We start from the raw sequence: 12475 nt of genomic DNA on the forward strand, positions 1-12475 counted from the left end.
CTTCAGCCCAAGAACATCATCAGATCTTCGTTGAGTTGATTCTTGTGCGTGATGAAAAGCCCGTGAGGCGCGTCTTTGTACTCGACCAAACGCGCCTTGGGCAAAAGCTTCGCCGCCGCCCTCGCGGACGCGTCGATCGGGACCGTTTTATCCAGCGCGCCGTGAATGATCAGTGTCGGTACGGTGAACGCTTTCAAGTCCCCGCGAAAATCCGTTTTGCCGAATGCGGTCACGCAATCGAGCGTCGCTTTCGGGTTCGCCTGGTACGCCATGAACGCGGTCCACTGCAGAATTTCGTTCGAAACCGGCGAGCTCATCATTCCGACGCCGTAAAAATCCTTCGCGAAGCCCGCCAGAAAATGGGGGCGGTCCTCTTTGAGTCCACTTTGGATGTCATCAAAAACTTTGGCGTCGACCCCGTCCGGGTGATTCGGCGTCTTCAGCAGACCCGGCGTGACGGCGCTGACCAACGCGACCTTGCTGACTTTGTCCGCGCCGAAATTGCCAAGGTAACGCGCGATCTCGCCGCCACCCATCGAAAATCCGACGAGCGAAGCCTTGTCCACCTTGAGGTGGTCGATCAATTGGCGCAAGTCATCCGCGAACGTGTCGAAGTCGTAACCGCCCGTCGGCTGTGACGAGCGGCCGAAACCGCGCCGGTCATAAGCGATCACGCGATGACCGCGCGCCAGAAGCGCCGTCGTTTGGTACTCGAACATGTCCGCATTCAAGGGCCAGCCGTGAATCAGGATGACCGGTTGGCCACGGCCCTGGTCTTTGTAGTAGAGCGTGGTGCCGTCTTGCAGTTTGCATTTCATGGGGAAAACTCCTTACTCATAAAAAAACCCGGTCCCCGTCGGAACGAGAACCGGGTGGGATGTGGGCACTGACGTTCGGGGGTTAACGAACGCCGTGTGCGGGGCTGCGGTAGTCTTCGGGACCACCGCGAGTGACCTTGGGAACTTTCGAACTGAGCGCGTAACCGTAATACGCTCCAACCAGCGCAAATGCGGCGTGCGCCAGAATTTCGCCACCGAAAAGCGGCCAGTAGCCGAACAGCGTGTTCGTCGCGGGAATCAGACCCAAGACGGCCAGCGCCCCGAAAACGAAGAAGACGATCCGTGAGTACCGGATCGACGACGGCAACTCTGTCCCCTTCATTTGCGAAGCGACGATGCCGGCGATCCCGAACGTGATCAGCGCGATCTTATTGAAGACGTTCATCGGGAAAAATCCCAAGAACAAACCGTAGCTGGTCTCGTTCATGAGTGGCGGTAAACTTGCGTTAGAGCCGACCAATGCCGGAATCAACGCGACGGCGCCGATCACGAGCATCAAAATCCCACCGAACAATGCGAAACGTTGCGGATGCATAACTCCTCCTTGGTGTTGGATCACAACAAATGACGGGCCTTGCGGCCACGGTCGAGATTTGTGCAAGCCCAGCGCCAAAGGAAGAGTGTCAGGATCAGGCGAGATTCGGGGCGGAATTACCCCGAACGATCGGATTTCTCGGGTTTTTCGATGCGGCCGTCGGGGAACTTCGCGAAACGTTCGAAGCCCGTGCCGTGCACCATATCGTAACGCGGCCACGGCCAACCACCGAATTGGGTGCGCTGGTAGTCTTGGAAAGCCTGGACGATCTCTTCGCGCGAATTCATCACGAAAGGACCGTGCTGCACCATCGGCTCGCCGATGGGTTTCGCCTGAAGCAGCAGAAACTCGCTGCCTTCACTCGTGGACTCGATCGCGATCTCGCCGCCGTCCACGATCACGCCCGTGCGCGTGTTGACGTTGTCGCCCGCGATTTTCAGCCCTTCACCCTCGAAAACATAAAGCGTGCGGTTCACCGTGCCCCGCGCCGCCGGCAAGGTCAGGCGCGCATCTTTGCGCATTTTCACGAGCAGGATCGACACCTCATTGGCGGGGTCCGCGGCCCAACTGTCCGGCGGTGGCGCGAGCGGCGAAAGCCCTTCGAACGCGCCCGCGATCACGCGCACGTCCACGCCGTCTTTTTCGAGCTTCGGAATTTTCTCGGACCAGAACATCGCAAAATGTGGCGCCACCATTTTCGAGCGACGGGGCAGATTCAACCAGATCTGGAAAAGCTCCATCGTGTTGTCGCGCTCGGCACTCAAAAGCGGGAACATCTCAGAGTGCTGCACGCCCCCGCCCGCCGTCATCCACTGCACGTCACCTTCGCCGTAACGTCCGGCCGCGCCCAATGAATCCGCGTGGTCAACGTATCCGCGACGCACGATCGTGATCGTCTCAAACCCCCGATGCGGATGCACGGGGAAACCGGGAACGACTTCACCGTGGTACATCCGGAAGCCGTCTTTGCCTTCGAAATCTTGGCCCATGTCCCGACCCGCAAGTAACTTCGGGTCGGGGCCAAAGTTCTTCTCGCCTTTCGGGTAAAGGTCATTGTGGTGAACGCAAAACAGAAAGGGCTCTTGGGTGCGCCACTGAAAATCCAACGCGAACTTCTGTTTGATCTTGGCTGCTTGACTCATGTCGACCTCCACCGGAGTTGCGGATGCCCCCCAGAACTGACGCGCGGACTCCGATAGAGAGGCCCACGCTCCCAGTGCGCCGGCCCCGAAGAGTCCCGTCAGTCCCGTCACAAAATGTCGTCGCCGCAACTTCATATATCTATTGTATGCAGAATCGGGGCGCGCCTCAATGTGGATTCACGATCCCCTTCTCCCATTCTGGGAGAAAACCCGACCGCCTCGCCCTGAAAGGGCCGGGCACCCCCATTGCAAACCCGACTCGTCATGAAAACAAAAACAAGACCTACACCACGCACCCCGTCCCGAAAAAAGATCCGCTACGCCGTTGTCGGCCTGGGGCATATCGCCCAGACCGCGATGATCCCCGCCTTCAAACATGCCCGCAAAAACTCCGAACTGACGGCCCTCGTCTCGGAAGATCCGGCCAAATTGAAGTTCTGGGGACGGCGACTGAAGGTCAAAGCCCTTTACGAGATGGAGCGCTTCGAAGCCCTTTGCCAAAGTGGCGAGATCGACGCCGTCTACATCGCGACGCCGAACACGGATCACCTGCGCTTCATCGAGATCGCACTCAAACATCACATCCACGTCTTGACGGAAAAACCGATGGTCGCGACCGTCGAAGAAGCGCGACGACTTCGCCCGATCCTGGCCCGCAGCCGCGCGCAACTCATGGTGGCCTACCGGCTGCATTTCGATCGTCCGAATTTAACCGCCGCGCAAATCGCGAATTCCGGCAAGCTCGGCGATTTGCGGCTTTTCACCTCGACCTTCACGATGCAGGTGGAAGATCCCGAGAACATCCGCCTGCAAGCGGCGAAAGCCGGGGGACCTCTTTTCGATATCGGCATCTATTGCATCAACGCCGCCCGCTCGATTTTTCGCGACGAACCCCTTTCGGTTTTCGCGGTGAACGAATCCATCAAAGGCGACCTCCGTTTCCGTGACGTTCCCGAAATGGTCGCGGTCACGATGCGCTTTCCGAAAAATCGCGTCGCGACCTTCACCTGCAGTTTCGGCGCGGCGGCCCTCGCCCACTACGAGGTGGTCGGCACGAAAGGTTGGCTCTGCTTGGACTCCAGCTACGAATACGCCGAGGGCATGCAGCTGGAGGTCGGCATTGGCGACCGCACGACCCGCCGGGAATTTAAGAAGCGCGATCAGTTCGCGCCCGAACTCGTTTATTTCTCGGATTGCATTTTGAAACGCCGCCGGGTCGAGCCCTCTTTCGAAGAAGGGTACAACGACTTGTTGGTCATCGAGGCCTTGCTCAAGTCGGCCCGCACGGGTCGGCCCGTCGAATTGCGGGCGCGGACGAAAACCGCGCGACCGACCTTACGCCAAGAAATGCGTCGACCGCCGACGCCCAAACCCCGGCGCGAGAACATGATTCATATTACGACCCCCCATAACTGATTTGCGCGTGGGGGCTCAGCACGGCCCTTCCCATTCGGGGAAGGGCTTTTTTTTAGATGAGACAGACTGCGATCACCGCGGCGCCGATCGCGAAAGAAATCAAAGTCGTTTTGCGGTACGTGGGAACGGTGAACGCCAGCCACAGTCCCGAAAGCGTCACCAGAATCAACGACACCCCGAAGATCGACTCGTACCAACGCATGAGCGTGGGGCCATGACCTTTGTGCAATTCGATCATCCGTAGCAGAAGACTCGGATCGACCTTCGTGAAGACGATCTCTTCACCCGATGCCGACGCGGTATAGTAGAGCTTCGTCACGGGACGGAAGGTATAGTCCGAGCCGCGCCCGCGGATGTATTCGAAATCGTAGTCGACGCCCGCATCTTTGAACTTCTGGCGGAAGAAGGCCTCTTGCTCTTCTTTCCCCTCGGGCACGGGACCCGACGCGCGGAAGGCTTCGACTTTTTCATCGGAACCTTTGAAGCCCCAAATATAGAGGGTTCCGGTCAAAGGCATCATTAACATCAGCGGCAAAAAGAGGGCCGCGATGACCAAGTGAATTTGAATCATCAGTTTACGACTAGGCATGGCGCCCTCCGTAGCATTCAGAACCTCTTTACGCCACCCTCACCAAAAACCGGAAAGCCAATTGAGAAAGCCTACAAACTAAGCTGAAGAGAAGCCGCGATGACGTTCTCATCCGGCAGATCCAAATTTCCTGAGTCACGTTCGAAAGAACTCCTCCCCTGAAAGAGGGACCGGCCAAACGCCCGTCCGGCTTCGACTTCAAAGAAGGTCTGCGCGCCGAGATAAGCTTTCAAAGTCAAAAGCCCGCGCGCGCCCTCGACGAACAACCGATCTTCACGGCGGGGGCGATTCGCGATCATGTACACCTGCTGACCGTATTCAAGCTTCGCGTTCACCTGCAAAGGTCCCCAGAACAGATATCCCGCCTGCACGCGCGCCGCCGCCGGAAAAAGCAAAAACGCGGACGCGAAGGTTTTCGGCGTCGGCCGCGCCCACAACATCACGAACGGAAATCCCCACATCCCGCCGCGAGTTTTTTCTTCGTTGTGAAAGGTCGCCGCGAATCCCGGAAGCGGGACGTTGTTCAAAATCACGCGATTGTTCGAGTAGTTCAGAAACCAAATCCATTGGGTCGTTTCGGAAGTCTTCGAGCGGTGCGAAAGCGTCACGCCGAAGACACTGACGTCGCCGCCATCAAAGGGGCGATCGCTGGCGGACCCGTAGTTCGTATTGAGTCCCCAAACCGCGTTTTCATCTTGCCGGTAGCTCGCGTGCAAAGAGAACTCACGGTCTTCGAGCGAAGACGGCGCCGGGAAGGCCTGCCCCGTGGGCACGTCCTTGAAATCCAAGCGTCGTGATTTCCCCCCGAGTGCGAGCGTCAATCCCTCGGTCTGGTAAAACGGGACGTACAAAAAGCCCTCGTCGATCCGGAGGGCCGGATCTTCGGTGTGACCGTAGCCGAAGCGATAGTGCTGCTTTCCCGGCTCTCCCGCCTCGGCGAGGGAGTCTTGAGCCAAGGCGGAAAAAGACATGAGCGAACACATAAACGAAAACCAAAGGGCGCGAATGGGCATGCGCAGAAGTTAGTGAATTACGCGCGAGAACGGAAGATGCGAAGCGTGCCGCCATCGTGAATTTCGGGCGGAAACCAACGTTCGGGCGTCATGAACTTCTGAAACCAGGCTCCGGCGTCGGCATTGGTGACGACCCGCACGGGTTTGCGGCTGGCCACGGCGTGAATTCGACGCAGAACCCGTCGATATGTCTCTTCGTTGAAAGGGTCGTAAAGATAATAGACCGCGGCCGCGGGAATTTCGAAGTCCGGATCGCCCAAATCCTGACAGTGAAAACGAACATGCCCCAGTCCCGCCCGTTCACCGGAGTTCTGCGAGCATTCCACCCGGTGGCGCACGAACTCGTAACCGACGAATTGGAGGTCTTCGCGCAACAGTCCGCCTAAAATTCCCACGCGCCCATACCCCGACCCGAGATCGATCAAGGTTTCGCCCGGCCGCATGTCGAGTGCTTGCAACGCCACCATGGCGGTCGCGTAAGAGGTTTGCACCCCGGCACCCGAGTTTTCAAAAATCCGTTCCCGCGTTTCCGGAACGTTCTCCATCATCAGATCGCGCTCATATTGCAGTTGCAGAATGTCGTCCATCATGTCGAATGCCCGAAAGAGTCCCTCGGGCAAGACAATCTCCTCAAGCAGTGGACGCACGGCGGGCCAAACGGCGCCCGGCCCCAGCTCGGCCAGCCGCCGTGAACGCGAGTCCTCGATACGGACACGCTCGGGCCGCCACTCCCTTTCGAATTCGGAGAACGCCCACATCTCTTGCGCGGCCGCGCGCACGAACTTTCGATACTCCGGCTCGGGCATCCGCAGGCTTTCGCGCACGATCGCGTGGGCGTTTTCACGAAGAATTTTTCCCAGAGGTTTCAATCTCGAGACGGCGAAAGGCTCGAAGAGCGCCGGCAAATCGGCCAACGGACGCAGTTCGCGATTTCGGGACTGCGCCAGACTTTCCCAAAAAAGCTGGTCGTGACTTTCGGGCTGCGCGGTCAAAAGCCAGTGCTGTTCACCCAATCGCTCCGCGACCGTCCGTAAGTTCAAAAGACCGATGAACAAACGCCCCTTTTCGTCGGGTTCGAGCGTCGCCTCCGACGTCAAATCGGGGGCCAAGGACGTCCCATGCAAGGCGGACCCTAAGATTGAATTGAGTTGAGTCCGCTCGCGCCCCATGGCCCGAGGTTACATTTACGTTTTCGACGAAACAACGTGAATTCCCGCGTCAGGCCATGCGTTTGTCCGCGATTGATGTCAGACTTATCTTTTCATGAGCCAAGGAGACACCGATGATTTCTGGATACGTGGACTTCTACTACAACGTTCAAGACATGAAACGGGCGGTCACTTTCTACAAGGAAGCCCTCCAAATGGAAGTCTCACATACGCATGAGTTCTGGACCGAAATGCGCGTGGGAAATTTGCGTCTGGGCCTTCACTGGACGGAGGGCAGCAGCGTTCCGAAAACTCCGCGCAACGACCACGGACAAGAATGTGGCGGCACCCTGACTTTGCATTCAACCGATGTCCGCGGCGATCGGGACCGCATCCACAAATCCGGCGGTAAAATTCTGGGCGAGGCCGAACAGCCGTGGGGGCACATGCTGGTCTTCGAAGATCCGGACGGGAATGTTTTGAAGCTGATGAAGCCCGCGAACGCGTAACAAACTGAGACGGGGATCCCAAATCCCCGTCGAACTTCGGGACATCCGTGCAATTCTTTGGCGGCCGCAAGCGCCCCCCCTTTAAACTGAGAACTCGGATCGAGGGGGAATCGTGACACGGAAGCAACGCCGTTTCAGTGCGGGCATCGCCATTCTGGGCCTCGTTCTCTTTTTCCAAAACTGTGGTTCCAGCCAAAACTTCGATCTTGAACAAGCGACCCAAAGCTTAAGTGGCGTCGGCGACCTGTCAGCTCCCCCCGCCGGAAACGACGGCGCCCCCGCACCGATGCCGACGCCGACACCGACACCGGTCCCGACCGGTCAGGCGACCCAAGGCCAATTCTGCGCACGTCAAGCCGGCGAACTTCCGAAGTTTCGTCTCAGCCTGGCGGATCTGCGAGAGCAAAAACTCGAGGACGTGACCTCGCTGGACCGGTTCTTCCGCGCGGACGTGCGCCTGGCGAATCTCAATATCTATTTGCCCAAACTCGACATCAAAGCCCTTCCCGTCCATTTCGGATACGACCTCGGCGGCCAAGGCACCATCCGGCGCGATGACGGGACCGAACTGCGCGAGCGCTTCGCGGTGATGTACGAATCTTACCTGCAGCTGGCGCAGGAAGACCACGGAACCTATCAGATCGCCGTCGCGGCCTCGGGTCAGGTCGAACTCGAGATCCAAGACGCGAGTGGGGTCTACGTGAAACGGATCTCGGCGATGACGGGAATCGACGAGACACGTTTTCTGTGCGTGAACCAGAACATCTTCATCCGTCGCGGTGATCAAATCGGCCTGCGTCTGCGCCAGACCCACCGCACGGGGGCCTCGCTCAGCGCCGCGCTTTACTGGCGTAAAGTGGGTTCCGCCACCAGCGCGGCCTCGGCTTCTTGCAATGCTTCGGGCGAGCTCTTCCGCGACGGCCAAGCGACTTCGCAAATGCAAACCATTTTGAATGAGGGGTGGCGGTCACCGGGGGCCGACAACTTGACCCTAACCACCGACGGCGAAAATCTGGTCGTCAATGGCGACTTCGAAAACGTCAGCGGGCTTTCGCTCCCGACCACGGGAACGTGGTGGAAGTACTTCACCTCGCTCCCGGGCTGGCTGGCCTACCAAAAGTTCGAATTGCAGAATTCGGGTTTCACGAACGTCTTCTCGTTCCGCGGCGGCAACTACTGGATCGAACTCGACGCGGACCAAGGCGTGGACGCCATTCACCAAGAGATCACCGTGAAACCGAATACGAGCTACCGTCATCTTTTCGACTACGCGACCGAGCCCGGCACCAGCCAAAATACGTCGCAGATTTTGGTCTATCGCGTGGCCTCGAAAACCGACGGCAACTTTCAATTTGATCATCTGGATACCGTCAGCGCACCGAACACGGGCGCTTGGTTGACCTACCAACGCCGCATCGACTCGGGAACCTCGAACCGGATGAAAGTGAAACTGATGGAGGGCGGTGGCGACGACAATAACGGCGCCTACATCGACAACGTTGTTTTCCGCGAGATCCGTGAAAATGATCGCGTGTGCTTAGGCGGCGCGATCCCCGCCCCGGGAATCAAAATCCTTGCCGCTCGCTATGGTAAAAACAAATTCGTGGACACCACGACCTTCGTGCGCGCACGCTGCGAAGACAAAGCCTCTTGCTCCTTCAACGCGAACAACGACATGAATGGCGATCCCGAAAACGGAATCGTTAAAGTGTTGACGATTCGCTACAGCTGTTTGAACGGCGACAAAGAAGTCGCGGTCAACGAAAACACTCAAGCGCAGTTGAGCTGTCCGTGAAATGTGAGTCTGCCTAAAATTTGAGGCATCGATATCGGAATCCACGTCTCTTCCATGAAAAAGTCAGTGGCATTCGACTTAAGTTCTTCCCAAGCTCCTCGCCCATCGCTAAAATGCATCCATGTCGCAAGATCAAGGCGAAGGAACACGGGGAAAAGGCCACGCAACGCTCGGTGACCTTCTCGGGCCCGAGACTCAAGAGAACCTCAAGGACTGGACACGCGAAGCCCGTCAGTGGGTGGAGACGCACCCGTGGGCCGCCGCGCTGGGAGCGTTGGCTTTGGGTTACGTGCTCGGTTCGATGACTTCGCGCCGGGAGCGGGATTCGCGATGAACCTGTTCACGCTTTTGCTGCACTCCTTTCTTGACCGTCAAGCACGCGAACAGACCGAACGTCTGCGCGAGGCCGGGCTTCGCGCCGCCGAGAAGGGGCGCAAGCTGGCGATCGCCGGTGCCTTTTTCAGTCTGACCGCGGCCTTTTCATTCGCGGCCATCGTGACCTTCGCTATTGAGGCGGGTCTGCAGTACGACCGGGGCGCGGGCCTCACCTATTCGGGGCTCATGATCTCGGCGACGATTCTTATCGTGATCGCTCTTTTGGGGGGCCTCATTGGCCTCCTCATCGCTTCATCGAGCTCCGAGAATAAAGTAAATGCTCAACCCCCTCCTCCGCGTTCGACTCAAAGCGAACTCAAGGACGTGCTTGAGGATATCGCGCTTCAACTGTTAAAGCAGTTCGCTCAATCTCAACGTGCCGGCGATCAAACGCCGTCCTCCGCAAACGAAAGTGAGACCCGTCCATGAGTTCTTTGGCTACCCGCATCCTGGTTGTGGACGATCACCCGATCTTCCGCGAAGGTTTGAAGCTCTCTTTGGATTCGAGCCTCAAAGACTTCACGTGGGTGGGCGAAGCGGCGAACGCGAAGACGGCTCTCGATCAGATCTACGACAAGCGCCCCGATCTGGTGATCCTCGATTTGATTCTGGGATCGACGTCGGGACTCGACGTCGTCCGCGAAGTGAAAAGTCGTCAGATCCCCACGAAAATTTTGGTGCTGACTCAAGTGCAGGACCCCAAGACCGAGCGCGAACTCCGTCGCTTGGAAGTCGATGCGATTTTGTCCAAGATGGCGCCCTTGCAATCCGTCGTCGAAGCCGTGGAAGCTTTACGCAACAACCAGCCCTTCACGAGCCCCCCGCTTCCGAACTCCAACGAAGAAGAAGGCATGAACCCCGTGCCCGCGCTCAAGCCGAACCTCACCGCACGCGAGGTCGAGATCGTGCGTTTGGTCGCCGCGGGACAAACCCAAAAAGAAATCGCCGAAACTCTGGGTTGCGCCCCGGAAACTGTCAAAACGCACAAAGGCAACTTGTTGCGTAAGCTGGGCGCGCGAAATTCAGCCGAGATCGTCGCCTGGGCGACGCGCACCGGGTTGATCTAACGCCAGGTCCGCGCGCCTTTTAGACCGAGGGCTTCGAGCCTTTCGGAAGCGTGAAGTAGAATCGGCTCCCGGAACCGGGCGTCGATTCGGCGGCCAAACGTCCGCCGTGAAAGTGGATGAAGTCCCGACAGACGTTCAGACCGATGCCGAAGCCCGGAGCCGGCGCTTCCGCGTCCCGATCGATCAACGCCCCGCCATCAATGAGTTGCGCCAAACGCGACGGCGCAATCCCGACGCCGGTATCTTTCACCCACAAAGTGACTTCCGAAGGACCGTCGTCGATGCCGACCGCGATCTCTTGCCCCGCTTGCGAGGCGCCGATGGCATTCGAGATCAAATTCCGAATAACGGCGGTGATCATGTCCGGATCCGCGGCGATCAAAACCACTTTGGGGGCCGTGACCACGACGGTCTGACGTTGCACCAAAAGAATCGGCGTCAGCTGCTCGACGCTTTTTTCGACCAGTGCCTGCAGATCGCAGATTCCGAGACGGGGCTCCATCCGTGAATCGAGTTTCGCGATCCACTGGATCAGATTCGAAAAGAACTCTTGGACCGAAACCGAGGACCGCACCATCAGCCGCAGCATTTTGCGCGCGGGCTCGTCCACTTCATTTTCGATCTTACTTTGCAGCGCCGAGGAAACCATGACCATCGTGCCGATGTTGCCGGACAGATCGTGCGCCACCAACGACAGCAGACGGTTCTTAAAACCGACCAGCTCTTCCAACCGTGAGTTGGCGTCCGTGAGTTCAACGGACCGCTCACGGATCTGGGATTCGAGCGCTTTCCGCTCACTCAAATCGTAGAAGCTCAGCAAGAGCCCGGTATCCTGAGGATTCCAGGTGCGCGCGCACTCGATATGAACGGCCCAGCTCCCCGCTTCGTGAATCACCTCGAGGGTCCGACGCGGTTCAACCCCTTGGCGCATGGCCAAGATCTCTTCCGAGACGCGGTCGATCACCGGCCCCGGCAGCGTCGAGATCGTCTTCCACTCTTGTCCCACATGCCCCTGAGAGATCGCGAAGACTCGCTGCGCGGCCGTGTTGAAAACGCGCAGGCGATTTTCGTTGTCGAGTTTCAAAACCGGATCCGGTAGGCGTTCGAAGACTTGGCTCTTCGCCAAGTGCGCCCAATCCAAAAGCTGGTAACGGAAAAGCGCCATCGAGAAACAAAGCGCGCCCACCAAACCGAGGGCCGCGGACCACTGGTACATGGTGATCGTCCAACCGGTCACCATACCCGCCCAGTGACTGGCGATGGGGACGAGGGATCCCGCCATCAGCCACAAAGCTTGGCGGCGGGTCGAGGCATCACCACGCCACCACATCCGTCCGCCCAGCGACAAACCGTAGGTGACGCACAAGATGGAGTAAATACGCTGAAAGCTCATGATCGGACCGCGCGTGAACGTCAATGCCGAGAGGGTCTTCAATTGAACCTTCTCGAAATCGACCAATCCATACTCGGACCACGACGGCACGAACAATGAGGCGACCGCCACCACGCAGGGCACGAAAAGCAACGCCTGCAAGTAGGGCCGACCGTAAAGATCGGCTCGCGGATTGACGTGAGTGTGAATCAAAACGATGGCCGGTGGCGCGAAAAGAATGACCGCCATGCGCAGACGGATCAGCGTTTCCATCAAGGCCTCGTCGGGAGTCACCAGAACGAAGAGCGTGAAGGTCGACCAAATAAAGGTCAGCGCCATCGTCGCGCAGAAAGCGGGACTTCCGGGCGCGCCACGATTCTGCCACGAGTACGCCATCAGCGCGAACGATGCGCACATGGTGAGCGTAATGATGGAGAGAAGCGCGTACACGGGCAACATGCAGGAACCACCGATTCTTTGCAGTCAGATTGCCACGAAAATGCCGTTCTCCCTATTCAAAAAAACCAAAGGATAACGGAGACTTCCGCTTCCCCCAAATGGGGGAAACTCGACTCTTTCTATCTCGATTGTCGCTCGACTTCCGTCGACAAAATGATTTGAGAAGAAAACGTCACTGAAAGACGGAACAAAACACGCCGATAACCGAGGTGGCCC

Annotated in this window: 12 protein-coding genes; 5 read left to right on the plus strand and 7 right to left on the minus strand. The window is 58.1% G+C overall.

Annotation, left to right across the window (positions count from 1 at the left end; all coding sequences use genetic code 11):
* Window positions 1-2: 2 nt before the first annotated feature.
* The 3 genes from KF767_09720 to KF767_09730 all read right to left on the minus strand — a co-directional run bounded on the left by KF767_09720 (window position 3) and on the right by KF767_09730 (window position 2516).
* Window positions 3-818 (minus strand): alpha/beta hydrolase, encoded by an 816-nt coding sequence (locus KF767_09720; GenBank protein MBX3018154.1) that lies wholly within the window; start codon window positions 816-818, stop codon window positions 3-5.
* A gap of 82 nt (window positions 819-900) precedes the next feature.
* A complete protein-coding gene (locus KF767_09725) occupies window positions 901-1374 on the minus strand; it encodes a DUF4383 domain-containing protein (protein MBX3018155.1) in 474 nt (157 codons plus the stop codon).
* Between the two features lie 116 nt (window positions 1375-1490).
* Window positions 1491-2516, minus strand: coding sequence for a pirin family protein (locus tag KF767_09730; GenBank protein ID MBX3018156.1), 1026 nt, complete (start codon window positions 2514-2516; stop codon window positions 1491-1493).
* Window positions 2517-2780: 264 nt separating this feature from the next.
* Here KF767_09730 and KF767_09735 point away from each other — a divergent pair, with 264 nt between their 5' ends.
* A complete protein-coding gene (locus tag KF767_09735; GenBank protein MBX3018157.1) occupies window positions 2781-3932 on the plus strand; it encodes a Gfo/Idh/MocA family oxidoreductase in 1152 nt (383 codons plus the stop codon).
* A gap of 52 nt (window positions 3933-3984) precedes the next feature.
* On the opposite strand, the gene KF767_09740 is transcribed toward KF767_09735, so the two are convergent.
* The 3 genes from KF767_09740 to KF767_09750 all read right to left on the minus strand — a co-directional run bounded on the left by KF767_09740 (window position 3985) and on the right by KF767_09750 (window position 6643).
* Entirely contained in the window at window positions 3985-4521 is a 537-nt protein-coding gene (locus KF767_09740; GenBank protein MBX3018158.1) for a hypothetical protein, read from the minus strand.
* 71 nt (window positions 4522-4592) lie between these two features.
* Complete coding sequence (locus KF767_09745) at window positions 4593-5492, minus strand: hypothetical protein (protein MBX3018159.1); 900 nt, start codon at window positions 5490-5492, stop codon at window positions 4593-4595.
* A 59-nt stretch (window positions 5493-5551) separates the two neighbouring features.
* Window positions 5552-6643 (minus strand): hypothetical protein, encoded by a 1092-nt coding sequence (locus tag KF767_09750; GenBank protein MBX3018160.1) that lies wholly within the window; start codon window positions 6641-6643, stop codon window positions 5552-5554.
* Window positions 6644-6816: 173 nt separating this feature from the next.
* Between KF767_09750 and KF767_09755 the strand changes: the two genes are divergently transcribed.
* From KF767_09755 to KF767_09770, 4 genes are all read left to right on the plus strand, one after another.
* The gene (locus KF767_09755; protein ID MBX3018161.1) at window positions 6817-7191 is read left to right on the plus strand and encodes a VOC family protein; all 375 of its coding nucleotides are present in this window, start codon (window positions 6817-6819) and stop codon (window positions 7189-7191) included.
* Window positions 7192-7303: 112 nt separating this feature from the next.
* Window positions 7304-8986, plus strand: coding sequence for a DUF642 domain-containing protein (locus KF767_09760; GenBank protein MBX3018162.1), 1683 nt, complete (start codon window positions 7304-7306; stop codon window positions 8984-8986).
* A gap of 252 nt (window positions 8987-9238) precedes the next feature.
* Entirely contained in the window at window positions 9239-9790 is a 552-nt protein-coding gene (locus KF767_09765) for a phage holin family protein (protein MBX3018163.1), read from the plus strand.
* Window positions 9787-10428: a response regulator transcription factor gene (locus KF767_09770; protein ID MBX3018164.1), complete on the plus strand. Its 642-nt coding sequence runs from the start codon at window positions 9787-9789 to the stop codon at window positions 10426-10428. Before KF767_09765 ends, KF767_09770 begins: the two co-directional genes overlap by 4 nt.
* Window positions 10429-10447: 19 nt before the next feature.
* On the opposite strand, the gene KF767_09775 is transcribed toward KF767_09770, so the two are convergent.
* A complete protein-coding gene (locus tag KF767_09775) occupies window positions 10448-12259 on the minus strand; it encodes a PAS domain-containing protein (GenBank protein MBX3018165.1) in 1812 nt (603 codons plus the stop codon).
* Window positions 12260-12475: the final 216 nt, after the last annotated feature.

It is taken from the genome of Pseudobdellovibrionaceae bacterium (assembly GCA_019637875.1).
In the GTDB taxonomy this organism is placed as follows: Bacteria; Bdellovibrionota; Bdellovibrionia; order Bdellovibrionales; family Bdellovibrionaceae; genus JAHBUW01.